Origin of the sequence: Desulfitispora alkaliphila, assembly GCF_050433185.1 — a bacterium.
Lineage (GTDB): Bacteria > Bacillota > Desulfitisporia > Desulfitisporales > Desulfitisporaceae > Desulfitispora > Desulfitispora alkaliphila.
In genome coordinates this window covers 30,145-54,457 of record NZ_JBNPXS010000003.1, presented here as the reverse complement: position 1 = coordinate 54,457, position 24,313 = coordinate 30,145, and the positions used below count along the sequence as shown (strand labels likewise).

28 protein-coding genes are annotated in these 24,313 nt (G+C 38.4%); 23 read left to right on the top strand and 5 right to left on the bottom strand.

Annotated elements, in window-relative coordinates; genetic code table 11:
- Window positions 1-13: 13 nt before the first annotated feature.
- Complete coding sequence (locus GGQ84_RS01900; protein WP_429158398.1) at window positions 14-1,024, bottom strand: diguanylate cyclase domain-containing protein; 1,011 nt, start codon at window positions 1,022-1,024, stop codon at window positions 14-16.
- A 191-nt stretch (window positions 1,025-1,215) separates the two neighbouring features.
- Between GGQ84_RS01900 and GGQ84_RS01895 the strand changes: the two genes are divergently transcribed.
- Complete coding sequence (locus GGQ84_RS01895) at window positions 1,216-1,683, top strand: hypothetical protein (RefSeq protein ID WP_429158395.1); 468 nt, start codon at window positions 1,216-1,218, stop codon at window positions 1,681-1,683.
- 33 nt (window positions 1,684-1,716) lie between these two features.
- On the top strand, window positions 1,717-2,568 hold the full coding sequence (locus GGQ84_RS01890; protein ID WP_429158392.1) for a radical SAM/SPASM domain-containing protein: 852 nt from the start codon (window positions 1,717-1,719) through the stop codon (window positions 2,566-2,568).
- 1 nt (window position 2,569) lies between these two features.
- On the opposite strand, the gene GGQ84_RS01885 is transcribed toward GGQ84_RS01890, so the two are convergent.
- Both GGQ84_RS01885 and GGQ84_RS01880 read right to left on the bottom strand, forming a co-directional pair.
- Window positions 2,570-3,250: a DUF2225 domain-containing protein gene (locus tag GGQ84_RS01885; RefSeq protein WP_429158390.1), complete on the bottom strand. Its 681-nt coding sequence runs from the start codon at window positions 3,248-3,250 to the stop codon at window positions 2,570-2,572.
- A 237-nt stretch (window positions 3,251-3,487) separates the two neighbouring features.
- Window positions 3,488-3,775 (bottom strand): DUF2325 domain-containing protein, encoded by a 288-nt coding sequence (locus tag GGQ84_RS01880; protein WP_429158387.1) that lies wholly within the window; start codon window positions 3,773-3,775, stop codon window positions 3,488-3,490.
- Between the two features lie 129 nt (window positions 3,776-3,904).
- On the opposite strand from GGQ84_RS01880, the gene GGQ84_RS01875 reads away from it, so the two are divergent.
- The 5 genes from GGQ84_RS01875 to GGQ84_RS01855 all read left to right on the top strand — a co-directional run bounded on the left by GGQ84_RS01875 (window position 3,905) and on the right by GGQ84_RS01855 (window position 7,661).
- Window positions 3,905-4,534, top strand: coding sequence for an ABC transporter ATP-binding protein (locus GGQ84_RS01875; protein ID WP_429158385.1), 630 nt, complete (start codon window positions 3,905-3,907; stop codon window positions 4,532-4,534).
- Window positions 4,531-5,319, top strand: a complete 789-nt coding sequence (locus GGQ84_RS01870) for an ABC transporter permease (protein ID WP_429158383.1) — start codon at window positions 4,531-4,533, stop codon at window positions 5,317-5,319. The genes GGQ84_RS01875 and GGQ84_RS01870 overlap by 4 nt, the downstream gene beginning before the upstream one ends.
- 37 nt (window positions 5,320-5,356) lie before the next feature.
- The gene (locus GGQ84_RS01865; protein WP_429158380.1) at window positions 5,357-5,623 is read left to right on the top strand and encodes a rhodanese-like domain-containing protein; all 267 of its coding nucleotides are present in this window, start codon (window positions 5,357-5,359) and stop codon (window positions 5,621-5,623) included.
- 92 nt (window positions 5,624-5,715) lie between these two features.
- The gene (locus GGQ84_RS01860; RefSeq protein ID WP_429158378.1) at window positions 5,716-6,390 is read left to right on the top strand and encodes a cobalamin B12-binding domain-containing protein; all 675 of its coding nucleotides are present in this window, start codon (window positions 5,716-5,718) and stop codon (window positions 6,388-6,390) included.
- Window positions 6,390-7,661, top strand: a complete 1,272-nt coding sequence (locus tag GGQ84_RS01855; protein WP_429158375.1) for a PP2C family protein-serine/threonine phosphatase — start codon at window positions 6,390-6,392, stop codon at window positions 7,659-7,661. The genes GGQ84_RS01860 and GGQ84_RS01855 overlap by 1 nt, the downstream gene beginning before the upstream one ends.
- Before the next feature lie 12 nt (window positions 7,662-7,673).
- Here GGQ84_RS01855 and dsrJ read toward each other — a convergent pair whose 3' ends face one another.
- The gene (gene dsrJ / locus GGQ84_RS01850; protein ID WP_429158373.1) at window positions 7,674-8,057 is read right to left on the bottom strand and encodes a sulfate reduction electron transfer complex DsrMKJOP subunit DsrJ; all 384 of its coding nucleotides are present in this window, start codon (window positions 8,055-8,057) and stop codon (window positions 7,674-7,676) included.
- A gap of 158 nt (window positions 8,058-8,215) precedes the next feature.
- On the opposite strand from dsrJ, the gene GGQ84_RS01845 reads away from it, so the two are divergent.
- From GGQ84_RS01845 to GGQ84_RS01830, 4 genes are read left to right on the top strand one after another with little or no spacing between them, the layout of a single operon-like run.
- Window positions 8,216-8,590, top strand: a complete 375-nt coding sequence (locus GGQ84_RS01845) for a NifB/NifX family molybdenum-iron cluster-binding protein (protein ID WP_429158371.1) — start codon at window positions 8,216-8,218, stop codon at window positions 8,588-8,590.
- On the top strand, window positions 8,591-9,418 hold the full coding sequence (locus GGQ84_RS01840; RefSeq protein WP_429158369.1) for a P-loop NTPase: 828 nt from the start codon (window positions 8,591-8,593) through the stop codon (window positions 9,416-9,418).
- Entirely contained in the window at window positions 9,415-10,281 is an 867-nt protein-coding gene (locus tag GGQ84_RS01835) for an ATP-binding protein (RefSeq protein ID WP_429158367.1), read from the top strand. Before GGQ84_RS01840 ends, GGQ84_RS01835 begins: the two co-directional genes overlap by 4 nt.
- Before the next feature lie 38 nt (window positions 10,282-10,319).
- Window positions 10,320-10,679 (top strand): DUF134 domain-containing protein, encoded by a 360-nt coding sequence (locus tag GGQ84_RS01830; protein ID WP_429158364.1) that lies wholly within the window; start codon window positions 10,320-10,322, stop codon window positions 10,677-10,679.
- A gap of 104 nt (window positions 10,680-10,783) precedes the next feature.
- Here GGQ84_RS01830 and GGQ84_RS01825 read toward each other — a convergent pair whose 3' ends face one another.
- A complete protein-coding gene (locus GGQ84_RS01825; protein ID WP_429158361.1) occupies window positions 10,784-11,566 on the bottom strand; it encodes an enoyl-CoA hydratase/isomerase family protein in 783 nt (260 codons plus the stop codon).
- Between the two features lie 153 nt (window positions 11,567-11,719).
- Between GGQ84_RS01825 and GGQ84_RS01820 the strand changes: the two genes are divergently transcribed.
- The 12 genes from GGQ84_RS01820 to GGQ84_RS01765 all read left to right on the top strand — a co-directional run bounded on the left by GGQ84_RS01820 (window position 11,720) and on the right by GGQ84_RS01765 (window position 24,312).
- Window positions 11,720-12,889 (top strand): MFS transporter, encoded by a 1,170-nt coding sequence (locus GGQ84_RS01820; protein WP_429158358.1) that lies wholly within the window; start codon window positions 11,720-11,722, stop codon window positions 12,887-12,889.
- Window positions 12,890-12,983: 94 nt separating this feature from the next.
- Complete coding sequence (locus tag GGQ84_RS01815) at window positions 12,984-14,834, top strand: hybrid sensor histidine kinase/response regulator (RefSeq protein WP_429158356.1); 1,851 nt, start codon at window positions 12,984-12,986, stop codon at window positions 14,832-14,834.
- Window positions 14,835-14,838: 4 nt separating this feature from the next.
- Window positions 14,839-16,149: a histidine kinase gene (locus tag GGQ84_RS01810; protein WP_429158353.1), complete on the top strand. Its 1,311-nt coding sequence runs from the start codon at window positions 14,839-14,841 to the stop codon at window positions 16,147-16,149.
- On the top strand, window positions 16,139-16,897 hold the full coding sequence (locus GGQ84_RS01805; RefSeq protein WP_429158350.1) for a LytR/AlgR family response regulator transcription factor: 759 nt from the start codon (window positions 16,139-16,141) through the stop codon (window positions 16,895-16,897). Before GGQ84_RS01810 ends, GGQ84_RS01805 begins: the two co-directional genes overlap by 11 nt.
- Window positions 16,898-16,979: 82 nt before the next feature.
- Window positions 16,980-17,474, top strand: coding sequence for a chemotaxis protein CheW (locus GGQ84_RS01800; protein ID WP_429158347.1), 495 nt, complete (start codon window positions 16,980-16,982; stop codon window positions 17,472-17,474).
- Window positions 17,475-17,525: 51 nt separating this feature from the next.
- Window positions 17,526-17,906 (top strand): holo-ACP synthase, encoded by a 381-nt coding sequence (locus GGQ84_RS01795; protein ID WP_429158344.1) that lies wholly within the window; start codon window positions 17,526-17,528, stop codon window positions 17,904-17,906.
- Window positions 17,907-19,460: an NAD(P)H-hydrate dehydratase gene (locus GGQ84_RS01790; protein WP_429158341.1), complete on the top strand. Its 1,554-nt coding sequence runs from the start codon at window positions 17,907-17,909 to the stop codon at window positions 19,458-19,460.
- Between the two features lie 3 nt (window positions 19,461-19,463).
- Window positions 19,464-20,576, top strand: coding sequence for an alanine racemase (gene alr / locus GGQ84_RS01785; RefSeq protein WP_429158338.1), 1,113 nt, complete (start codon window positions 19,464-19,466; stop codon window positions 20,574-20,576).
- Window positions 20,577-20,660: 84 nt separating this feature from the next.
- Complete coding sequence (locus GGQ84_RS01780) at window positions 20,661-20,945, top strand: CopG family ribbon-helix-helix protein (protein ID WP_429158335.1); 285 nt, start codon at window positions 20,661-20,663, stop codon at window positions 20,943-20,945.
- Window positions 20,935-21,285 (top strand): type II toxin-antitoxin system PemK/MazF family toxin, encoded by a 351-nt coding sequence (locus GGQ84_RS01775; RefSeq protein WP_429158642.1) that lies wholly within the window; start codon window positions 20,935-20,937, stop codon window positions 21,283-21,285. The genes GGQ84_RS01780 and GGQ84_RS01775 overlap by 11 nt, the downstream gene beginning before the upstream one ends.
- A 46-nt stretch (window positions 21,286-21,331) precedes the next feature.
- Entirely contained in the window at window positions 21,332-23,488 is a 2,157-nt protein-coding gene (locus GGQ84_RS01770) for a Tex family protein (RefSeq protein WP_429158332.1), read from the top strand.
- Entirely contained in the window at window positions 23,488-24,312 is an 825-nt protein-coding gene (locus tag GGQ84_RS01765; RefSeq protein WP_429158640.1) for a Nif3-like dinuclear metal center hexameric protein, read from the top strand. The genes GGQ84_RS01770 and GGQ84_RS01765 overlap by 1 nt, the downstream gene beginning before the upstream one ends.
- The last annotated feature ends 1 nt before the right edge of the window (window position 24,313 follow it).

The following is a 24,313-nucleotide window of genomic DNA, read 5'->3' as shown; positions in this document are numbered from 1 at the left end:
CATATAGAGGGCGTTATGTTCTTTTCTTTTGATACATAATTTCATCAGCTGTATTCATGATTTCTTCTAGGGTGGTTCCATCATCGGGGTAAATACTCATGCCTATACTAGGTGAGATGTTAAAATTTTCAGTATCGATTATGAAAGGCTCTTTAAATAAATCATTAATACGCTCTTTTATTTCTAATAAATTATCCGTTGCTTTTATAGAAGGTAATAAGATAATGAATTCATCCCCGCCAAGTCGCGCTACAGTATCACCACTTCTTGTAACTTCTTTTAATCTATTGGCTGCTTCTATTAGAACTTGATCTCCGACAAAGTGACCATAGTTATCATTGATATCCTTAAATTTGTCTAGATCTATAAAGAGAAGACCGAACTTAGTATGGTTTTTTTGCGAGTATATTAGTGCTGCTTCTAACTTATCTTCTAGCAGATTGCGATTTGGTATGTTTGTCAGATAATCGTGATAAGCCATATACTTGATTTGCTCTTTGCTAAGTATTAATTCCTGTTGCGCTTCGTACTTGTATTTCATTATCAAGAATGAAACAATAGAAAAGATTACAATAATTATAAGCAATATAATTGGGCTAATAAGGGCCTCAGATCTTTTAAGATAAAGTGAACCAGAAAATATAGTCAGCAGGCTAGTGTTATAGATAAACAGACTTTTAGGAGTAGAATAGATTAAAGTTCCAACAAAAAACACTATAATAGCTAAAAGGGTGTAGGCAAAATCAAAGTTGTTAACATAGGCAAAATACAGACCTGACAAAACTGATAGGTAAAACAGGACATAAGCAAAGGAAACAACATTTTTTCTAACGAAGCTGCTAGTATATGTAGAAATAGCCGTTGACAAAAATGCAATACTAAAAATCCATCCCAGCAAAATACTATTATCTAAATGTGGATAAATTGCTTTCCAAGTATAGGTGACAATAAGCGTAATGATACTGGCAAGAAAAAACAGTATTCTAATTGTATGCAAAAATTTATTTTGAGTATCAGTTTGCATTTAAAGATAACCTCATTCCCTAAGTTGCTTAAATTATTATATGTCAATTATAGATTATAATATAACCGTTACTTTATTGTCCATGTAATAAAACCACAAGAATAACTTTTGTAAGTAATTTTATGGGAAAAGGAAAATGGTATTAAATCGTAGAAATGTATAGGTGAAGATTATATTGAGTGAGGTGAAAAATGATTGCATCACTATTTATTCCCATATTATTAGTATCATTTATTGTATTAATTGTTTTTATAGTAGTCGGGATAAAGGCTGGTAACCAAAAAGGTGGTGAAGATTTGATAAAGAACGTATATATATACCTAGTATTGTTTGCTACATTAATGATGACAATTGGGGGGAGTGTGGGTTCCTTTATGGCTTTAGCAGATATAGTTGCTCCCACTCCTTACCATCAAACCTATGATGACTTTAAGCGTCACGGTGTTCATAATCAAAGAGTTGGCGGAGAAGAAGTAGATCAAGAAAAGATACCCGAAGAAGAAATAAGAGAGATGTATGAGAGGGCAGAGATGTCTCACAGAGAGAGACAAATTGCTAGAGCGCAAAATTCCCTTGTAAAGAGTCTTGGTTGGATAGTAATTCCCTTGCCAATATTCATGTATTTTCAGAGAATGTTGGCCAGAAGAGAAGACCTGTAGAATAGGGGTTACCTGTTAGGAGGGACATGAAAAATGGGTTTTTTAAATTTACTTACCAAGAAGATAAAAAAAAGAGGGAAAAGTAAGCTATGGATAATTAGTTTGGAATTAGAATCCAACCAGTATGCCAACCTGGCCATTATTAAAAAATTAGAGCCATACTATGCTCAAATTGAGCAAATACAATTACATGTCCGTGAAGAGCTGTTAGAAGCTTCTCTCATTGAAGAAGCAGCAAAGAGGATTAAGGCTAAAGAAATTGAAGTTGAGTTGCTCTTATCATATGCGTTAACTAAAGAAAGTATTATACAGCTACCCAAAGCAATAATCAAAGCTCATGAAATTGGTATAAAGAAAATTGAGTTAAATCACCCCAATTGCCGTGTAGCCGATACGGCTAACCTGACTAGTATAGTTAACTCTAAAGGCCAACTAGAACAGGAATATGTAGCTGTATTAGAGGAAGCAAAGAAGTTGGCCTCTGATAAAGAGATATCCATGCAGAATAATCGCATTGAATTTGAAGAAGAAAAAGCAGTGTGTGAAGTAGATCCTACTACTATTTTCTTTTTAACTGCTACAGGTAATGTAGCCCCTTGTATGTGTTTAGGTGGCAACTCTGGTTTGCGCAAAAAGGTGTTTGGAAACATTTTTGAAGAAGATCTTGATGCTATTTGGAATAAGCAGAACTATGTGGATTTTCGGGAACAGTTTCGACAGAGAATCCAAAAGTACAAGGAGTTCATGATAAAATACATGGAATTTGAACCCAGTCTAACTGTAATTAATAAGGAAAAGCAGGAATACAGAGAGATTTTCAAAAAAAACACTGCACCAAAAGAGTGCAGTGGATGTGTAAAGCTATATGAAAAACTAGATATATAAGCTAACGGCTAGCGGGTATTTTTTGCAAGTGACGTACTTCTGCAAATTGCTCTCTAGCCATTTTAATGATAGAGGGATCCCTAATTTTCTTATCTTCTATGATACGACTATACCACTTCAGTGCTCCTTTATAATCTTTCAGTTGTCGGCATAACTCGCCTAGAATGTATAGAACTCTGGGAACGTTAACTTCGAATGTAGCGTTATCATAAATATTTTTATAAGTATTATATGTCAACTGCATAAAACGAAGCTCATTTTCATAATCGCCTAGTTCCCTGTAGAGCCAAACAATTTGCATTAAAATAGCAGCTATTATATTATCTTCTTCTCCTACCAGTTGACCACATAGAAGTGCTAGCTTGTAGGCATCAATTGCAGCATTGGCATCTCTTGCTCCCGTAAAATCGCGAGAGTTAAAGTTTTTAGTTATTTTCTCTTTAATTATTCTTTTATGTTCTGCAGATAGCTGTTTTGATTTCTTAAAGTATGCGTACCCACACACAGGGCAGACGTGAACTAAATAATAATTTGGATTAGCGCCTTTGTACTCTACATAAAAGTCACTGTACGTCTTAATTTTTCTAATTTTACTGGAAAGAACTGCAGTTGTCTTGTAAATACCTTTGCATGAAGGACAGTTTACAGTTCGCTGAAATAAGGGTGACTTAATCTCCGACATAATTTACCTCCTCTGTGCAGTATCCATTAGAGGACTTCTATAGGCACGGCAAAATTCCTATCAATATTTGCATTTATATGGCGAAAAAAACATAATATCGATAGAGGTGAATTAGATCAATATTAGAAAATAGAGTCACCATGACAAGAAGCAGGTAAAGTAATAGGTTGTGGTGGGACTGAGTGGGGTGATTACTGGGCTAGAAATAATGAGTTCACATATAGACTTGCGTTATTATTAGTTAGTAGTAATTGACTTGATTTTGCATAAGATACATGACCATGAGCGCTTTGAGTACAGGACAGGAATGGAGCGCTCTTTTGCTTGCTTTTTTATAAGGTTAGAAGTATTATGATTTACAAAGTCAGTCATTACTATAATAGCATCAGTTTTTAGGGGAATTGTAAGCTTTCGACACAGTGATTTTTTTCTTCCATCAATATGTACTATTTCAGTTACGCCCATTTCATACAAGTTTTTATCAATATTCCCCAACTTATCAGCACCAATTACTAGAAAACACATAAGTTAGTTCCCTCCTGTTGTCATGATAATGATTTTCATTTACAATACAACTATATTATATGATATTAATTCTCAATTAGCAATACCAATGCAAAAATTATTTTCTTTCTAACTAAGGAGAATTGCAAAATGATCAAATATGAAGGTATTTCAGTTAAATTTAATAATCAGTATTTATTTAAAGGGGTTAACTTAACGGTGAGCAAGGGTGAAAAGGTCTTAATATCTGGCAGATCGGGGATCGGCAAGTCGGTCTTATTTAAGATGTTAATGGGTTTTGTCCAGCCGGACCAAGGAACTGTGTATTTGAACCATAAGCCTCTTAGTAGCGTTGATATATGGGAAGCTAGAAAACAAATAGCTTATGTTAGTCAAGATGTAGACATCGGTGCTGGTATAGTGTGGGATATTATAGAAGATATTTTTTCGTTAAAGGCCAATGCCCACTTGTCTTTATCCCGCAGTAAGCTGTTAGAACTATCAAAAGAATTTGAGTTAAAAGAAGAGATACTGGCAAAAGATATAACCCATTTATCAGGAGGAGAAAAGCAGCGCATAGCAATTATAATTGCTATCTTACTTGAGCGAAGCATTTTTTTATTAGATGAAATCACAGCTGCCTTAGATGGAGAGTTAAAAAATAAAGTTATTAGATACTTTTCAGAAAAGCCTAATTTGACTGCACTGATTATTTCTCATGATATAGGTTGGCGTGAAAACGAGAATGTGAAAATATTTAATCTGGAGGAAGGGATATGAATATACCAGACATTTCAGTAACTTCCATGGCATTAGCCTTTTTACTCCTAGTCATACCTATTATAATAAGCGTTTATTTGCGTTTAGGTATACTTAAATCAGTTTTCATATCTATTTTTAGGATGTCAGCCCAGTTATTTTTGGTGGGTATATTTTTGACGTATCTTTTTGAGTGGAATAGTACTCCTATCAACTTACTCTGGTTTATGGTAATGGTAATATTTGCTACCTACTCGGTAGTCCGGGAAAGCAAAATGAACTTAAAGTTGTTTGTAGTGCCAACATTTAGTGCACTAGCATTGGCCAATGGGGTTATTTTACTTTATTTTAATGGAGTTGTAATTAATTTATCCAATCTGCTAGATGCTAAGTATTTAATAGCCATAGGGGGTATGCTCCTAGGTAATTCGCTAAACTGGAATATAGTTGGTTTGGGTAATTTTTATCAATCTATAAAAAGGGATGAAAGTCGCTACCTGTATAGATTATCTGTAGGAGCTAATCAATTTGAGGCCTTGTTGCCCTATTTTAAAAATAGTATCACTGCAGCACTCAAGCCCAGTATTGCCAGTATGGCTACAATGGGGATAGTTTTTTTGCCCGGTTTAATGACTGGACAAATTCTCAGTGGGCTTAGTCCCCTGATAGCTATAAAATATCAGATTGCAATTATGATTGCTATCTTTACTGCAACAACCTTAAGTGTGAGTCTGACAATTTTCTTTACAGTGAAAACAAGCTTTGATAGGTGTGGTATAATTAATAATAATATTTTTAAGAATTAGTATCATTTCATTATAACCAATACCAGGGGGGAGATTGATGAGAAGTAGAACTAGAAAGTTGTTTCTAATTATCCTAATTATAATAACAATAGCCATAGCAGGTTGTGCTAGTGTCTCTTATCAAAATTTGTCTGCCGATGAAGCAAAAGATCTAATTAATAACAACCCCCAGCTACAAGTAATTGATGTAAGGGAGCAGTGGGAATACGATAGTGGCCACATAAGTGGATCTGTGCTAATTCCTTTAGGTAAGCTTGACGGTAGGATTGATGAATTAGATTCTGAGAAACCACCTCGACAATGAGGTGGTTTCTCTTGTTTCTTGGAAGGAATTATAGCACTATCTATTGAATATAATATTGAATTATCAATCTAGCAGAGGGGATGTGGTTTTAAATGGAAAGTTATATCAATAACAATAACCCTCTGGGGAAACTAGCATCTGAATATTTTGATGCATTACTTAGTGAAAATAGAGAACTAGCCAGCAAACTAATCCTTAATGCTGTGGAAGCTGGAGTTGACATTAGAGATATATATATGAATGTTTTTCAGCCCTGTCAATACGAAATAGGGCGTTTGTGGGAGTTAAACAAAGTGACTATTGCACAAGAGCACTACTTTAGTGCAGCTACCCAGCTTATAATGGCCCAATTGTATAGCAGGATTTTCTCCATGGAGAGGAATGGCTATTGCTTTGTGGCTGCTAGTGTTGCAGACGAACTTCATGTAATCGGCCTGCGCATGGTAGTAGATTTTTTAGAAATGGACGGGTGGGATACCTACTATTTGGGTGGGAATATTCCTGTTGAAAAAATATTAGAGACTGTTCAAAAGCAAAGAGCTGATAGATTAGGATTATCGGCTACCATGAGTTATCATGTAGATAAAGTAGCCGCTGTGATTGAGAAAGTGCGTTCAATAGAAGAGTTTAAATCCTTAAAAATTGTTGTTGGCGGCTTGCCCTTTTATATTAATAAAAACTTGTGGCAGCAGACTGGAGCCGATGGTTGTGCGCAAGATGCAAAAGGGGCGGTTGAATTAGCCAATGGATTGGTGGTGCCTAAGTAATGGTTTCAGGAGTTGCGTTAATCTGCGATAGTAATATGCAGATAAGGTCTGTTGTGTACAATGGGATGGAAAATGTGCTAAAAATTGAAACAGGGTTGCATTTTTTTAAGCTGTTAGATCAGGGGAGTTTGGAAAAGGCTACAAACTTTATTGGAGAACTTAAACAAAAGCGGGCAGCCTTTAACTGGGAAGTTAACTTTAAGTTGGGTTTAGGAATCAAGGCCTTATACCTGTCAGGTAGTATTATAGACAGTGATTATATTTTGGTATTTGTAGAGACTCAGGAGGATGCCTATCAGTTTTATGAGGACTTAATGAATATAAACAGTGAACATATAGTTTCTGTGAGAGCCGCATTTAAAGAAACTTCAAAATACATGCTCGAATCTAGTTATAATAAAAAAGTCTGCGATGACCTAAATGTGTTAAATAATGAATTGGCTACCATGCAGCGGGAAATAAGCAAGAAAAACATGGAGCTCAACAGGCTGTACAGTAAACTTAATGGTGAGCTAGAGAAAGCGCGGATTTTACACCAGCGCTCCTTGCCAAAACAGCTTCCAGAAAAAGATGGTGTTAAATTTACAGCCCACTATCAGCCTGCAGAGAACTTAGGTGGAGACTTTTATAATGTAATTAACCTGGGAGATAAATATATTATTTACATTTCAGATGTATCGGGACATGGGATTGACAGCGCAATGCTAACTGTATTTATCAAGGAAGCAATTAATAGCTACTTAGCTTTATCTCATGATCAAGAGGAGCTCTTAACTCCTGGCCGCATTCTTAGACACCTAGCTGTACGCGCTCGGAACGAGAACTTTCCAGATGATTATTTCATTTGTATCCTGCTAGGGGTTTACTATCAGAATACAAATGAATTTGTCTATAGTAGCATGGGGATGCAGGTTCCGCCGTTGATGTTTTCAGGTAAAACTGGAGCTTGTGAGCTAAGCAGTGGGAATCTCCCCCTTTCTAAAGCAATTGAATTTGATATGTTCCAGTTCGAAGAGTGGTCGGTTTCCCTTGAGGCTCCTGCAACTTTACTCCTAGCAACAGACGGATTAACAGAACAGTTTAACAAGGGAGTGCAGTATGAAGAGCGCTTAAAAGAGTTGTTTAGGAGAGAGATGTCTTCGCCTGGGAGCGATTTAATGGAAGTGATAAGGAGAGATTTTGAAGATTTCACAGGTGGAAGAGAAGTAAGTGATGATATTACAATTTTATTAATGCAAGTAGACCACAAAAAAACTTGTGCCCATGAATAGGCACAAGTTTTTTTACGTTTGCATTTCAATATGGCACTCCCAACATCCTAGTTCAGCACCTACATAATCGTGGCAGGCATCACAGAATTCGCTCTTATTAGAGTGACAGTATAAACAAGTTGTTTGCATACACATTTCATACTCCTGTCCATCGCTGGCTTGGTAAACACGGTTGCCCTCCCGCACTACAGAATCCCTCCACTCAGTTAAAAGTTGGCTGTGATTTGCTCTCATGTAGTCAGTAGGCTCGATACACTCCTTTTCTTCTAAGGCTTGAATCTGGGGTGTATTTAAACTGATTTCAGGACTTACATTTTGGTGCCCCATGTTATACCAAAAGGGGACTAAAATTATGACGGCCAGTGCCACTAAGGCAAATATAATCTTGCGAGACATTTTGTTTCAATCCTTCCCTTTTTTTAGCTTTTGCCAAAAGTATTCCCTAGTTTTCAATATGTTATTAATAAACATAAATGGCATTTGACAAAAACTTTACTTGGAGGTAAACTAAAAGCAAGAATAAATGGCATATGCCATATAAGGGAGGAATTCAAATGAAGATTGCAATCTCGACAGAGGGAAAAAGTATTGAAAGTATTATGAATCCCAGGTTTGGAAGATGCAGTTACTTCTTAATCTGCGATACAGAAAGTGGTACAACAAAAGCATTGGAAAACAGTGGGCAGCAATCAGAGAAAGGTGCTGGAATAGCTGCAGCTCAGCAGGTAATGGACGAAGGTGTTGATGTGCTGATTACAGGTAGTTTGGGGCCAAATGCTTTTGAGTTAATTGAGAACTCAGACATCAGGGTGTATAAAGGAGAAGAACTTTCCTGTGGAACTTTATTAGAAAAACTTAAGAATGGAGAATTGGAGAAAATCACTGAAGCAGGATTACCTCATATGGGAATGAAACAAGGAGGTAATTAAATGAATATAGCAGTGTTGAGTGGTAAGGGTGGTACAGGTAAAACAACTATAACTACAAACTTAGCTCTTTTGCGACGGGCTAATTATATTGATTGCGACGTTGAAGAACCAAATGGATTTATTTTTTTAAAACCTAAAGAAATGAAAGCTAATCGAGTAAAAGTAGAGGTCCCTTTAATAGATCAAGAAAAGTGTAAGTTATGTGGCATATGTGTGAAAACATGCAAGTTTAACGCTTTGGCAAAGTCTAAGTCTAAAATCATAACCTTTGAAAAGCTGTGCCACAACTGTGGAGCATGTAATATTGTTTGCTCTACTGGCGCTCTTAAATATAAGGAGAGAGTGATTGGCAATGTGGAAGAAGGTATTAAGGAGGATATGATGTGTAAGAGGGGGATTTTGAATATTGGTGAGCCCATGGCCGTTCCCATTCTAAGGGAATTATTAAGTGCACTGCCAAAGGGCTTTAATCTTCTAGATTGTCCTCCAGGGACATCCTGTAATGTGGTAACCACATTGAAGTATGCAGATAGGGCTATTCTTGTGACAGAGCCTACAGCATTTGGCTTGCACGACCTTAGAATGGCAGTAGAGTTGGTGAAAAAGTTAGAAATACCCTTTGGCCTGATTTTAAACAAATACTTTTATGAAAGTAATCCAGCTTTAGAAGCATACGTACAACAGGAGGGAATCAGAATATTGGGTAATATTCCCTATGATCGCAATGCAGCTAAAAGCTACTCCGAAGGCAAGATGCTTATTGATATTCCAAATTACAGAGAAGCTTTTTCAGATATTTATAAGAATATTGAGGAGGTGCTTTTGTGAAAATAGCTGTAGTAAGTGGAAAAGGGGGAACAGGTAAAACTACTATTGCTGCGTCCTTTGCGGAATTAGAGAAGAACCCAATTAGGGTGGATTGTGATGTGGACGCTCCTAATATGTACCTTTACTATAAAGGCAATGATATAAACAAACAGGATTTTATCGGTAGTGAGCTAGCCGTAGTAGATTATGATCTCTGCAATCAATGTGGAGAATGCAAGTTGGTTTGTCGCTTTGAGGCCATTGCTGAGGGTGTTGTGGATACTTGGAGTTGCGAAGGCTGTGGAGCCTGTACTTTGGTGTGTCCCCAGGAAGCAATTAAATTAGAGAAGGAAAAAAGTGCAGAGGCTTACATAACAGAGGTTGATAATGGATTAATATCCCGAGCAGAAATGGAAGTTGGCAGTGAAGGTTCTGGGAAACTTGTTACACAGCTAAGGAAAAATGCAGAAGAATTCTCCTGGGACTCCCGAATTACAATTGTAGATGGGTCACCGGGCATAGGATGTTCTGTAATTGCTTCGATTACTGGAAATAATGCTGTAATTATAGTTACTGAGCCAACTAAATCGGGAATGGATGATTTTATTAGAGTAAAACAATTATGTGATCACTTCTCTATTCCTGCTCTAGTTTGTATCAATAAATACGACATTAATAAAGAAATTACTTGGCAAATTGAAGGTTATTGCAAGGAGAGAGATATACCCATAGTGGGAAAAATAGGTTATGATGACACTGTTCTTAAATCTATCAATGAGCTAAAACCAATAATTTATTATGAGCAAAGTGAAGCGAATAAAGCCATTAGAAAAATGTGGACAACTATAAAGAATTTGTTACAAAAGCAGGGCAATAGAGTATAATAGATAATATATTATCCATGTACAAGGAGTAGATTATTTTGCCCAGACCAATGAAGTGGAGAAGAGTAGAATTTATTCCCGAGAATCATCTGTATTTTGCCCCATGTCCCAAGGGTAGGTGCCCAAAAGTAGAGGATATCGTAGATGTTGAAATTAAGATTGAAGAGCTTGAGGCGATTCGGCTTAAAGATATTGAAGGGTTATCCCAAAGTGAAGCAGCTGAGAAAATGAGTGTATCGCGGCAAACTTTTCAAAACATTCTAGAAGTAGCAAGAAAAAAAGTGGCTACAGCCCTAGTAGAGGGTAAGGCCTTAGCCATAGGAGGCGGACATTACACTGTGGCTAAATGCAAGAAGTGTGAGAAAAAATGTGATAAATCGTGTAAGCTTAATGATTAAAAGAAATAACATTATCAAAAAGCATAACGTTCTTATAAGTGCAATTAAGGCCTTTGCCACGCTACAGGATTGGCAAAAGCCTTAATTTTCTTTACATCTTATTATTATTTACCCTTGAAGTTAGGCTTTCGCTTCTCCAAGAATGCCTTTGCCCCTTCTCTAAAATCCTCAGAAGACCAAGCAAGAACCTGGTTTAAGCTCTCTGCTTCTGCCTGGTCGTAAAAGCTATTGGTCTTGGTCTGTCTGAGGAGTCCTTTGTTTAGTTTTATAGAATAATAAGGTCCTTGGGCTAGTTCTTCTGCCCATGCAATTGCTGTTGACATGAGGTTCTCGCTATCATCAACAATTTTATTAAAGAAACCTAAGTCCAGGCACTCTTGGGCTTTTAAGTGGCGCGAGAAGAAGATGAGTTCAGCAGCTTTGTGATAGCCCACTTTTTCTGCTAAAAAGTAAGAGCAAGCGCTGTCAGGACAGAAACCTATCTGCCCAAAGCTAAAGAACATAGAAGCCTTTTGGTTAGCTAAGATTAAGTCGGAAGCCATTACTAAAGACGTGGCAGCACCAGCAGCTACACCGTTTACTGCAGTAATAACAGGTTTTTCTAGCTCGTAAATTGATTTCACTACATTAAAGGCATGGTCGAATGTTTTTTTAGCATCGCTAGGCCTCTTTACGTTTGCCAGCAATGATATGTCTCCGCCAGCAGAAAATGCTGGGCCACTGCCAGTTATAATTACCACTCTAATATTGTCTTTTTCTTTTACAGTATTAGCGGCTTTGATTATACCATCACACACTTCTTCGCCCATAGCGTTTAGGGCTTTTGGATTTTCTAATCTTATAATTGCAACCCCGCTCTCAAGCTCCTCTAGTTTTACAAAACTCATACCTAACCCCTCCCTATTTTTTGATACGAATCAATCTATTCTCTAATTTCCTATAAATTTCCTGCTCGAATAAATTAGAAGCTATTTAGTTATTGACACTAAATAGCATTGCGGATAATATTGGTTTGGAAGCCAACTGAAGAGGTGATGATTTTGACTAAATATAATTGGACCAGATTCTATTTAGGTGCATTGTGTACTTTTACTCTTTTTTTTGCATACTTAACCATACTACCCATGTATGCTATTGAGCTCGGGGGGACTGAATTTGATTCTGGGTTTCAAACTACACTTTTTTTCATAGCTGCTGTTTTGATGAGATTTTATTTTGGACCAATGACAGATAAATATGGTCGCAGACTTCCTTTGCTAATAGGTGTTTTTGCCTTTGCCACTGCGCCATTACTATTTTATTTTGTTGAAAGTGTCTGGGGGCTTGCTATTGCTAGGATTTATCAAGCCATTGGATTGGCTTCTTTTTTTACTTCAGGAGGCTCCCTTGTGGCTGATATGGCACCTGAGGGTAAGATTGGAACTTACATGGGATATTACAGAATTGTAAATACTTCAGCTCTTTTAATTGGGCCCATGGTTGCCATGTTTTTGATCAATCAGGCTAGTTATGAGGTTTGGTTTTTAACTAGCTTAGGGATAGGGGCTTTAGCATTTGGCTTAATGTACTCTGTAAAAACCCCTGGCCTTCCAGTCAAAAATGATAAAAGTAATATTAATACTGGAAAAAGCAGGCTAGAATTAATTATCAAAAATAAAGAAGTGTGGCCCATTTATCTAGGGATTGCTATTGTGGCATCCTGCTATGGTGTTATCATGACGTTTTGTACAATTTATGTAAGCCAGACCACTGATATAGGTAATCCGGGTATATATTTTACTTATTTTGCTTTGACGGGCATAGCCGCTAATTTAGCAGTTGGCTACGTATCCGATCGCTGGGGAAGTAAAAAAGCAGCCTGGCCCTGTGCTGTTCTAATTGGTTTGGGAACTATTTCACTATATGTTTTGCCTATGCAGCCATTGATGTTCTTTGTGAGTAGTGCATTAGCTGGTGCTGGCTTTGCTGGGGGCTTACTGGCATTTATTTCATGGCTTGTAGAAACAGCTGACCCAAAGGCACGAGCTACTGCTTTAGCTTTGCAGGAGAGTACAATTGATATATCCGTGGCCACAGTCACATTTGCAGTGGGTGCAGTAAGCGTATGGATTGGTTTATCCCTATCATTTTTACTCATGGGATTAATTGCCCTGATTCCAGCTCTTTATTACCTTGCAGCATCTACGCAATTATCCTATAAATTCAGATAGTGATTATTTTTAAAATTTGCAAAAATGAGCAGGAATAGCTTGTTGTTTTATGGAATAACTAGGTAAAATATTCTAAATGTGTGGGTGAAGGAATGTGTTTACGCTAGAGGAATTGGAGAAGATATCTAATTATTCCCATGAAATAATATGCATATTAGACCTAAAGGGTAGAGTGAAAAAAATAAATGCTTCAGTTCGATTTGTCTTGGGATATAACCCTGAGGAATTAATCGGAAAAAATATACTAGACTTGATTCACCCTGAGGATCGGGAAAAAACAATGGCTGAGTTAGAACGCATTACCAGTACTGGTAAGGGCACTAGATTTTTTGAGAATAGGTACCTACACAAGGGTGGATCTTATAGGTGGCTTTCTTGGAACTCGGTACCCGGAGAGAATAAAGCAATATATAGTCTGGGCAGAGACATCACTAAGAAAAAAGAGGTGATCGAGGCGCTTAAAGTCAGTGAGAAGCGCTATCGCAGAGTAGTGGAGATGTCTCCTAATGCAACTATTATTTTTAAGCGCAAAGAAATATTATACGCAAATAGGGCAGCAAAGCAATTATTTGGAATTGAAGAAGCTGAGGAGTTAGTATTCGACAAGGTACTTAGTCACTTTCACCCTGACAAGAGTTTGGATTTTTTCAATAGGTTAGAGGATTTAAAGGGTGAGCGAGATGTACTCACACTCGATGAAGAGATAGTAGTTAGGGGCGATGGCAGTCAAGTATTTGTGGAAGCTACAATTATGCTTTTTAGCAATCGGGGAGATAAGTCGTGGCAGTGTATAATAACGGATTTAACCGAACGGAAGCGGTTAGAAGAAGAGTACTTTCAAGCTAGTAAATTAGAGTCCCTTGGAGTACTAGCGGGAGGGATTGCACATGACTTTAATAATTTACTGACAGTAATAAAGGGAAATGCCTCTTTAGCTAAAATAAAATTAAATAACCACAAGGCCAGTATCAATATTGCTGAAATCGAAAAGGCAGCTATTCAGTCTCAGGAATTGACACAGCATTTGTTGACCTTTTCTAAAGGGGGAGCGCCTATAAAAGAGGTGTACAATATAGGGGAGTTGCTTAAAGAGGCTATAACCTTAATGTTGTGTGGTTCAAATGTAAAAGTTGTGTCTAATATCAATGAAAAGCTTTACTCAGAAGTAGACAAAGGTCAATTTAATCAAGTGGTTAACAATATAATTATAAATGCAATTCATGCCATGGCAGAAGGCGGAGTAATTCGGATAGAAGCCACAAAAACTAATTTGCCTGAATACATACATGAAGATCCTCGGTGGGAATACAACAGAATTTCAGTTATAGATGAGGGTTGTGGTATTTCGGAAGACAAGCTGCAAAAAGTATTTGACCCATATTATACTACAAAAGAGAATGGAAACGGTCTAGGTCTTGCAGTTACCTATTCAATCATAAGAAAGCATAATGGATATATTAATGTTAGTTCTCAGCTAGGGCAGGGTACTATAGTTGATATTTACCTACCAGCAGTTAAGCAAAATAAGAACGCGGTACTAACGCAACAGGATTTATCCTTGCATAAGGGTAAAGGCAAAGTTTTAGTTATGGATGATGAAGAGGCTATTAGGGATATGGCTACTGATATGTTGCAGCAGCTAGGTTATAAAGCGGTTACAGTATCTAAGGGCGAGGAGGCCATATCTGAGTATCTACGAGCTATGGAGATGAACATGCCCTATGACCTTGTCCTATTGGATTTAACTGTGCCAGGGGGCATGGGGGGCAAAGATACAATAGAAAAATTAAAAGTAATAAATCCATCGGTCAAAGCTATAGTGGCTAGTGGGTACACCAATGATTTAGTTATGTTTAATTATGAGGATTACGGTTTTAAGTACTTTATTAAAAAGCCATATGATATAAGACGTCTAGGGCAAGTATTAAATAGGTCTAGGGGCTGATGATATGGGGACCTTTAAAGGAATAATATTAATTGTCGGAATTGGGTTTCAGGTATTGGGAATGTGGATCTTAGGTATAACAGAGATATTGACTTATATATTAGTTGTAGCTACTAGCTGCTCCATGATTGGAGCGCTATTATGCTTACAAACAAGAAAACCTAAAACCAGTGCCAAGAAACAGCTACTAGACCCCACATGGCAGATTGCTACTGAAACTATGCCCTATCTGCGAAGAGGGCTAAATCAAGATACAGCTAAAAAGACTGCCGAAATTATCAAGAAAATTGGAGATGTTCAGGCGGTAGCTATAACTGACACAGAAAAGGTTTTGGCTTATTTAGGTGTAGGATGCGATAAGCATCAACCCGGGGATAAAATCTTAACAGAAGCAACAAAGGAAGTTATTAATACAGGAATTGCCAATACGATAAATAGCACTCTCAGGAACAGCTGCCCAGTAGAAAACTGTGACTGTCCACTAACTGGTGCCATTATTGTACCACTGCAATTTAAAGACAAAGTAATTGGCTCCTTGAAGCTCTATCAGACCAAAGAGGGAAAAATGCTCCAAAGTACAGTAAAGCTAGCCCATGGAATAGCTCAGCTTTTGAGCATGCAGATAGAACTGGCAGAATTAGATCGCCAAACTCAATTGTTGACAGTAGCCAAATTAGATGCACTTCACGCCCAGATTAACCCTCACTTTTTGTTTAACACTCTTAATACGATCATAACTTTCAGCAGAACAAATCCAACAAAAACTCGCAAGTTACTAATCCACTTATCCGAATTTTTTCGACAATCACTTAGAAAAAAAGGTCAATTTAATCCCTTAAGAGAAGAATTAGAGTATGTAAATACATATTTAGTACTGGAGAAAGCTAGGTTTGGACCTAAGCTCAGAATTTTACAGAGAATTGACCCCGAAATACATGGCTATCCCATACCGGTCTTGAGCCTGCAGCCATTGGTTGAGAATGCTGTAAAGCACGGTGTTACTCCAAAAATTGAAAACGGTACTGTGAAAATAATAGGAAATGTAGAACAAAACCATTTAGTGTTAAAAGTAATTGATGATGGGGTTGGCATTGAACCAGATAAAATAGAAAAAATACTGGAGCCAGGATACGGTTCTGGTAATGGAGTGGGTTTAAGTAACGTAAATGAAAGGTATAAAGGGATATACGGGGATGAATACTCTATAAAAATCATTAGTGGGAAAAATCAAGGAACAACAGTTATGCTTAGGATTCCCTATGAAGAGCAGGTAGAGGAATCAGATCAGTTGGGAGATGAAGTGTATGAAATATAAAGCTTTAATTGTAGATGACGAGTACCCTGCGCGTAGAGAATTGCGCTATATCTTAGAAGAGGTAACTGAAATTGAGGTTGTTGGTGAGGCGACCAACGCTAAGGAAGCCCAGCAACTAATAGGTGCTCTTAGCTACCACGTATTGTTTCTAGATGTACAAATGCCGGAGATGACAGGGATAGAACTGGGAGCGATAGTACAAAGAATGGACAGACCACCTGCTATAGTATTTATAACTGCACATGAAGACTATGCTGTACAGGCATTTGAAGTAAATGCTGTGGATTATATCTTAAAGCCATTTACGGAAAAGAGAGTTTATCAGACAGTAGAAAAAATAAAAAAACACTTCAACAAGAATGGAAGTATGCCCATACCTAAAGAGAATATGGATTATGAAGGCACTTCTCACCATATTAAAAGGATACCTGTAGAGTTAAACGAAAAGAAGCTATTGATACCAGAAGAGGAAATAGTCTACTTTTATACTGAACAAGATATTGTGAGAGTAAAAACCAATGATCAAGATTACGAAACAAAGTTTACCTTGAAGCAGTTAGAAATGAGGTTAAGTGGTGAAAAGTTTTTTAGAACTCATCGTGCTTACTTAGTAAACCTAGACTATGTTCGAGAAATAATACCTTTATTTAATGGAACATATAAGCTTCAAGTTAGCGATAGCAATAATAGCCAGGTTCCAGTCAGTAGGACCCAAGGAAAGAAACTAAAGAAAATTTTGGGCATTTGATTTCTATTAATAGAAGGAATTAAAAAGTATAAAACGAATATGTAAATAAGCATCTGAAAAAAGCTCAAAAGGTGGGATATAAATGGCTGAAACACAGCTGGTAGTCTTTCAATTAAAGTCTAGTGAGACAACTACGCAGGAATTCGGAGTTCCTATTACTCAAGTTCACGAAATCAATCGTCTGACAACACCGACAAAGATTCCTAATGTGCCAGATTTCGTTGAAGGTGTAATAAATCTTCGAGATAAAGTAATACCTATAATAGACATAAAAAAGAGGTTTAATATGGCGGTATCAGATTACAGCGACGATACTCGTGTTATTGTAATTGAAGTAGTAGGACAGACTGTTGGCATAATAGTGGATGCTGTTTCAGAAGTGCTTCGCATTTCTGATGATGCTATTGAGCCACCGCCGGCATTTATTGCAGGAATAGGTTCTGAATACCTAACGGGAGTAGGTAAGCTGGATAATAGGTTATTAATCCTATTAGATTTAGATGAAATTTTCAGTTCAGGAGAAAAGGATGAACTGCGAAAAGTATCAGATAGTAAAGAAAACCCTGTTGCCCAATAGCAGGGTTTTCTTACACCATGGGGAAAAGTATTTTCAAGGAAGGTGATATAATTGGTAATTGGGATAGGAACAGATATTGTAGAGATAGAGAGAGTTAAGAGCGCCTGTGAGCGTTGGCCTGGATTTGGAGGGCGCATCTATACTGACCATGAACTGGAGTACTGTAGTGGTAAATCAGAAAAGAATTACCAGTCGCTAGCGGCCAGGTTCGCGGCAAAAGAGGCTGTTGTTAAAGCACTGGGCACGGGCTTAAGAGGACTAGAGTGGAATGAAATAGAGATAAGTAATGATTTAGCTGGAGCCCCCTATGTAACTTTAACGGGCAAAGCAAAAGAAATTGCTCAAGAAAAAGGGGTATCAAAAGTATTGATTTCCCTATCCCACAGTGAAAATCATGCTGTGGCTTATGCAATAGCCCTTGGGGGTGAGTAGGTGTATTTAGTTACAGGAGAAGAAATGCATCGCATTGATCAAGAAGCCATAAATCGCTATCAAATACCTGGGCAAGTATTAATGGAGAATGCTGGGGCGAAAGTAGTTCAAACCTTGATTCATAACTTTGAAGAAAGCATGACTCAAAAAACCGTAATAGTTGTAGTGGGAAAGGGTAATAATGGTGGTGATGGCTTAGTTGTTGCCAGACACTTAATCAATAAAGGTGTTGACACAAAAGTTTTTATATTGAGTAAACTAAAGGATATAAGGGGAGATAGCGCTAACAACCTTAAAATTTTAAAAAATATGGGAATACCTCTATATTACTTGACTGAAGAAAAAGATTTGAATAAACTTAAAATTGGTCTAGTAAAAGCCCATTTTGTGGTGGATGCTATTTTTGGCACTGGTTTTAAAGGAGCATCCATGGGCGTAACTGAGCAGGCAATTGATATAATAAATAGGTCGGAAGCTAAAGTAATAGCTGTAGACGTTCCCTCGGGAGTGGAGTCTAGCACGGGAAAAGTGCATGGAAGCTGCATTAAAGCAGACTATACTATTACATTCGGTTTTCCAAAACTTGGGTTCTTTATGCATAATGCAGCTGACTTTCTTGGCCAGTTAACAGTTGTAGATATTTCCATCCCCTATTGGCTTCCAGAACAGTTAGGGATAAAGCGAAAACTAGTAACTGCAGATGAAGTTATTTCTATGTTCCCCAAAAGGAATGAGCGAAGTCATAAAGGTACCTTTGGTCACGTAGCAGTAGTTGGAGGATCAGAGGGAATGACTGGTGCTGCTTGTCTTACAGGTCAAGCTGCCTTATCTATTGGAGCAGGAATAGTGAATGTAGGTGTTCCGGCCAGCTTGAATCCAATCGTGGAACAAAAGCTTACTGAAGTAATGAGCAAGCCTTTGCCCGAAACCCAGAGCAAATCATTGAGTAGGGAAGCCCTTGAACCCATAAATAGTATGGTGGAAAGTTCTTCTGTTTTGGCACTAGGACCGGGATTATCAAGTCACTCAGAAACAATGTCTTTGGTTAGGACCTTGTTGCCACAACTAAAAAAACCAATAGTCTTAGATGCAGATGGCATTAATGCCTTAGCTGAGAATATTGATATATTAGGCCTAATTAATGAACCTGTAGTAATAACTCCTCATCCCGGTGAAATGGCTCGATTGCTAAAAACCACAGTGGCAAAAGTAGAGGAAGATCGAGTAGGCGTTGCAAGTAAATTTGCAGCGAAGTGGGGTGTAACAGTTGTCTTAAAGGGGAATCATTCAATTGTTGCTGCTGCAGATGGAAGGGTGTACCTGAATATTTCAGGTAATAACGGAATGGCCACAGCTGGCAGTGGTGATGTTTTAACTGGATTCATAGCAGGATTGATTGCCCAAGGCTTAGACTCTGTGGAGGCTAGCGTTTTAGGAACCTACCTACACGGAGCAGCTGGTGATATGGGGGTTAAAGAAAAAAGGGTTATGGCATTATTAGCGGGAGATATAATCTCATATCTGCCGAAAGTTTTACAAGAACTAGAGGTGTAGTTTATGGAACTGTCTGTGTGGGCAGATATTGATTTGAAAGCAATTAAAAGCAATATGCAATTAATAAGGGAGCTAATCAGCCCTGGAGTGGAAATAATGGCAGTTGTAAAGGCAAATGCTTATGGCCATGGGGCTAACAAGGTGAGCAGGACTTGTCTTGAAGCTGGGGCAGATAACTTGGGGGTAGCCATTATAGAAGAGGCTGTGGATCTGAGGAACATAGGAATAACTAAACCTATTTTAGTGCTGGGACATACACCTATACACAAAGCTCAAATAGCTATTGAAATGAATGTAACTCAGACAATTTATACTTTAGACCAAGCTCGGTCCTTATCAGAACTTGCAAGCAGGATCGGAAAAAAAGCTAAAATCCATCTGAAAGTTGACACGGGCATGGGAAGGCTGGGATTTACAGAGGGTAACTGGAAGGATATTTATGCGATTGCTAAGCTTCGCAATCTAGAAATAGAGGGTATTTTTACTCACTTTGCGGTAGCTGACTGCGACCCTGAATACACTAGATTGCAACAAGAGCGTTTTGATAAGATACTATTTCAGTTGAAAAAAGATGGAATTGAGATTCCTAAAGTGCATGCTGCCAACAGTGCGGGCATTATTCAGCATCCGGAAAGTTATTATAACATGGTGCGACCAGGATTAATAATTTATGGACTGTATCCTGATGAAGGTGTAGACAAAAGTAGAATAAAGTTAACACCTGCCATGAGTTTAAAAACTAGAATTGTGCATCTGAAGCAAGTGCCTCCTGGCACTAAAATAAGCTACGGAGGAACTTTTGTAGCAGAGAACACTTCCCTGATAGCAACCATACCTATCGGTTATGCTCATGGTTACTCAAGGTTGCTTTCCAATGCAGGTTATGCCGTTGTGAATGGAGGCAAAGCGCCAGTAGTTGGAAGAATATGCATGGATCAGACAATGATAGATGTAACTAACCTGAAAGATGTAAAAGTTGGTGATGAAGTTTTACTTTTTGGGCATAATAATAGTGAAATACTACCAGTGGAAGAAGTGGCTAGTACAATGGGTACGGTGAATTACGAAATTATCTGCAAAGTTAGTAATAGGGTTCCCCGGATATACTTGGAATAAAATTTTGATTGAAAGTATCTATCAACAAGCATATAATAAAGTATATACTTGTAATATATATGGCTCTGAGTAGGAGGTGCTTTTGTGCCCAGTTCAAAGAGGATTATGATTAGTCTTCCTGAAAATTTGTTAGAAGAAGTAGACGTTATTGCTAAAAGTGAACAGTGCAATCGAAGTGAGTTTATCAGGGAGGCTATGAAGCTATACATTGAAGAAAAAAAACGGCGCAAAATGAGAGACGAAATGAAAAAAGGTTACCAAGAGATGGCAGGGATTAATCTGGCACTAGCAGGGGACTACATGGAATTAGAAAATGAAGTGCATCGATACTTCGAAAAAAAGTTATTGGAGTGCAATGATGCTAATTAAGCGGGGAGACGTTTTTTACGCTCAATTAAACCCCGTCGTCGGGTCAGAGCAGGGGGGGCTGAGACCAGTACTAATTGTTCAAAACAATATTGGCAACCAATATAGTCCTACAACAATTGTGTCAGCTATTACTTCGCAGATTAGTAAGGCTAAGCTACCCACCCATATAGAATTAAAAGCCCATGAATCGGGACTGGAAAAAGATTCTGTTATACTTACTGAGCAGATTCGGACAATCGATAAGAGCAGGCTGACAGAAAAAATAACTACCTTAAATGAAGAGACTATTAAGAGGGTGGACAAGGCCTTGGAAATTAGTCTGGGTGTCGTGGAAATATAACAGGTGTAGATGCACCTGTTTTATTTTATTTTGAGGGAGGGAGAACATGATAGAAAAAATAATAGCAAGAGAACTTAATCTAGGTATAGGACAAGTAAATAGTGTCATAAAACTGCTAGATGAAGGTAACACCATCCCCTTTATCGCAAGATATCGGAAAGAAGCTACTGGGGAACTAGATGAGGTAGTATTGCGTCAATTAGAAGATAGACTAGTTTATTTGCGCAACCTAGAGGAGCGGAAAAAAGAAGTTATAAAAGCCATTGGTGAGCAGGGGAAGCTTACTGATGAACTGGAAGGTGCTATAAACAAAGCTGAAAAATTGCAGCAGGTTGAAGACCTTTATCGCCCATTTAAACAAAAGCGCAGAACTAAGGCTACTATTGCCAAAGAAAAGGGGCTGGAGCCATTAGCGGATATAATCTTGGGACAGCAAGTTTTCCAAGGGAAGCCTGAGGAGATAGCTAAAGAGTTTGTCAATCCAGAAAAAGAAGTTAATAGCCCAGAGGAAGCCATTGAAAACGCCTGCTATATCGTGGCAGAAATTATAGCAGATGATCCAGATAACAGGACAGCTGCGAGGCGACTGTTGTGGAAAAAGGGAGTTATGACTGTACGAGGTGAAACAGACGAAAGAACTCCCTATGAGATGTATTACAATTACACAGAGCAAATAGAAAAGCTACCTCCTCACAGAATCCTGGCCATTAACAGGGGTGAGAAGGAGGAAGTACTAAAAGTAAAGCTAGACGCTCCAGAGGAGCAGATATTAGAAAATATACATAAGCGTTTCATTAAGAATACTAAGAGTATTTTTACTACATTTCTCAAAGAGGGTATCCTAGATGGCTATAAGCGTCTGCTACTTCCAGCAATTGAAAGAGAAATTAGAAATGAGTTGACTAGTAAAGGGGAAGAACAAGCCATAATGGTTTTCAAAAAGAACCTGAGGCAGCTCCTTTTGCAACCACCAATAAAGGGGAAAACAGTATTAGGTGTGGACCCTGCTTATCGCACAGGGTGCAAGTTAGCTGTTGTAGATGTAACAGGAAAACTCCTGAAAACCGATGTTGTCTATCCCCATCAGGGTGCTGGAAAGTGGGATCAGAGTAAAGAAGTATTGGCTCGCATTATTAAAGAAGACAATGTTCATCTAATAGCCATTGGTAACGGAACTGCTTCTAGAGAAACTGAGACGCTGATTGCTGAAATAATTAGAGAGCAAGATTTAGATGTTCAGTACATAATCATCAGTGAGGCGGGGGCATCTGTGTACTCAGCTTCTGAAATTGCGCGGCAGGAATTTCCCGATTTTGATTTATCCATGCGCAGTGCCGTATCTATTGCCAGAAGAATTCAAGACCCATTAGCTGAGCTAGTAAAGATTGATCCTAAGTCCATAGGAGTAGGGCAATATCAGCACGATATAGCACCGAAAAAGCTTTCTGATTCCTTAAGTGGAGTAGTAGAGGATTGCGTTAACCAGGTGGGAGTAGATGTGAATACCGCTTCCCCCTCTCTGTTAAAGTATGTTGCGGGATTGAGCTTTGGAGTTGCACAAAAACTGGTGGAGTTGAGAAATGAAGTAGGAGAAATTAAGGATAGAAAGCAGCTAAAGAAGGTCCCGCGTCTAGGCGATAAGGCCTTTACCCAATGTGCAGGTTTTATCCGAGTGCCTGAGGGAGACAACTGGTTAGATAATACACCGGTTCACCCAGAGTCCTATGACTTAGCACTGAAGCTGCTACAAACACTTGACTGTAATGAAGAAGATGTAAAGAATAGGTCTGATAGTGCCAGGGAAAAACTAGCAAATGCAGATGCAGCAGAAATAGCACGTCAATTAGATGCAGGAGAGCCTACTGTCAGGGATATTATTGCAGCGCTGTTGCGACCGGGCAGAGACCCTCGGGAAGATTTGCCGCGCCCAATGCTTCGCAGTGACGTGGTATCTATGGAGGACTTAAAAGAGGGCATGGTATTACAAGGGACAGTTAGAAATGTGGTTGACTTTGGGGCATTTGTAGATATAGGAGTAAAGCAGGATGGATTGGTTCACATTTCAAATCTTTCCAGCAAAAAATTTGTTAAGCATCCAATGGAAATTGTATCAGTTGGAGATATTGTTAAAGTAAAAATAATTAGCATAGATTATGAACGCGAGAGGATCGGGTTGTCTATGCGAGAGGAGGATGTTAATTGATGAATACTGAGCAACTATTGCAAGAGGCTATAGAGCTTGCGGGGATGGATAAGATCCCAGAGGATTCAGGAGTACTAGTGCCTGGAGAAAACATCAAAAGGGTACTAATGGGTGTGGATATGGAAGCAGCAGAAATATTAATAGCTAAGCAATTAGGCTATGATGCAGTGATTACCCATCATCCCAAAGGTGGAGCCCCCATGCTTAACCTACACCAAGTAATGGAAGGTCAAATCCAGCGCATGGTAGAAGCGGGCGTACCAATAAACAAGGCACAAAAAGTATTATCTAAGCGCATTGATGAAGTGGATAGAGGTCTTCACGTGGCCAATTACGATAGAGCGGTCTCTGCCGCTAAGCTACTGGAAATGCCCTTTATTGCAATTCACTCTCCGGCAGATGTTTTAGCTGAAAGGCTAGTACAAAACCACCTGGATCAAAGGCTAGAAAAAAAGCCTGAAGCTAAACTGAGTGATGTAGTGAAAGCCTTAAAGGAAATTCCCGAATACAACAATGCCCTTACTGAACCCAAGATAAGAGTGGGTAGCGAGAAGAGCTATGCTGGTAAGGTGTTTGTGACAATGGCTGGAGGAACTGGTGGAGGAGAAAAGGTAGCTGAAGCCTATTTTGACGCTGGGGTGGGAACACTTATCGCCATGCACATGCCAGAGAAGGTGATTTCAGCAGTAAAAAAACAAAATATCGGAAACGTAATCATTGCTGGGCATATGGCCAGTGATTCAGTAGGTCTAAATCAGATTATTGAACACTTCAATAAAATGGGGATAGAAGTGGGAAGAGCCAGCGGCATAGTGGAGGTATAAG

What these genes read in the sequence shown, in the direction of transcription:
- GGQ84_RS01900 (WP_429158398.1), bottom strand. Translation starts at nt 1,024, where the DNA reads ATGCAAACTGATACTCAAAATAAATTTTTGCATACAATTAGAATACTG.
- GGQ84_RS01895 (WP_429158395.1), top strand. Translation starts at nt 1,216, where the DNA reads ATGATTGCATCACTATTTATTCCCATATTATTAGTATCATTTATTGTA.
- GGQ84_RS01890 (WP_429158392.1), top strand. Translation starts at nt 1,717, where the DNA reads ATGGGTTTTTTAAATTTACTTACCAAGAAGATAAAAAAAAGAGGGAAA.
- GGQ84_RS01885 (WP_429158390.1), bottom strand. Translation starts at nt 3,250, where the DNA reads ATGTCGGAGATTAAGTCACCCTTATTTCAGCGAACTGTAAACTGTCCT.
- GGQ84_RS01880 (WP_429158387.1), bottom strand. Translation starts at nt 3,775, where the DNA reads ATGTGTTTTCTAGTAATTGGTGCTGATAAGTTGGGGAATATTGATAAA.
- GGQ84_RS01875 (WP_429158385.1), top strand. Translation starts at nt 3,905, where the DNA reads ATGATCAAATATGAAGGTATTTCAGTTAAATTTAATAATCAGTATTTA.
- GGQ84_RS01870 (WP_429158383.1), top strand. Translation starts at nt 4,531, where the DNA reads ATGAATATACCAGACATTTCAGTAACTTCCATGGCATTAGCCTTTTTA.
- GGQ84_RS01865 (WP_429158380.1), top strand. Translation starts at nt 5,357, where the DNA reads ATGAGAAGTAGAACTAGAAAGTTGTTTCTAATTATCCTAATTATAATA.
- GGQ84_RS01860 (WP_429158378.1), top strand. Translation starts at nt 5,716, where the DNA reads ATGGAAAGTTATATCAATAACAATAACCCTCTGGGGAAACTAGCATCT.
- GGQ84_RS01855 (WP_429158375.1), top strand. Translation starts at nt 6,390, where the DNA reads ATGGTTTCAGGAGTTGCGTTAATCTGCGATAGTAATATGCAGATAAGG.
- dsrJ (WP_429158373.1), bottom strand. Translation starts at nt 8,057, where the DNA reads ATGTCTCGCAAGATTATATTTGCCTTAGTGGCACTGGCCGTCATAATT.
- GGQ84_RS01845 (WP_429158371.1), top strand. Translation starts at nt 8,216, where the DNA reads ATGAAGATTGCAATCTCGACAGAGGGAAAAAGTATTGAAAGTATTATG.
- GGQ84_RS01840 (WP_429158369.1), top strand. Translation starts at nt 8,591, where the DNA reads ATGAATATAGCAGTGTTGAGTGGTAAGGGTGGTACAGGTAAAACAACT.
- GGQ84_RS01825 (WP_429158361.1), bottom strand. Translation starts at nt 11,566, where the DNA reads ATGAGTTTTGTAAAACTAGAGGAGCTTGAGAGCGGGGTTGCAATTATA.
- GGQ84_RS01810 (WP_429158353.1), top strand. Translation starts at nt 14,839, where the DNA reads ATGGGGACCTTTAAAGGAATAATATTAATTGTCGGAATTGGGTTTCAG.
- GGQ84_RS01805 (WP_429158350.1), top strand. Translation starts at nt 16,139, where the DNA reads ATGAAATATAAAGCTTTAATTGTAGATGACGAGTACCCTGCGCGTAGA.
- GGQ84_RS01800 (WP_429158347.1), top strand. Translation starts at nt 16,980, where the DNA reads ATGGCTGAAACACAGCTGGTAGTCTTTCAATTAAAGTCTAGTGAGACA.
- alr (WP_429158338.1), top strand. Translation starts at nt 19,464, where the DNA reads ATGGAACTGTCTGTGTGGGCAGATATTGATTTGAAAGCAATTAAAAGC.
- GGQ84_RS01775 (WP_429158642.1), top strand. Translation starts at nt 20,935, where the DNA reads ATGCTAATTAAGCGGGGAGACGTTTTTTACGCTCAATTAAACCCCGTC.
- GGQ84_RS01770 (WP_429158332.1), top strand. Translation starts at nt 21,332, where the DNA reads ATGATAGAAAAAATAATAGCAAGAGAACTTAATCTAGGTATAGGACAA.
- GGQ84_RS01765 (WP_429158640.1), top strand. Translation starts at nt 23,488, where the DNA reads ATGAATACTGAGCAACTATTGCAAGAGGCTATAGAGCTTGCGGGGATG.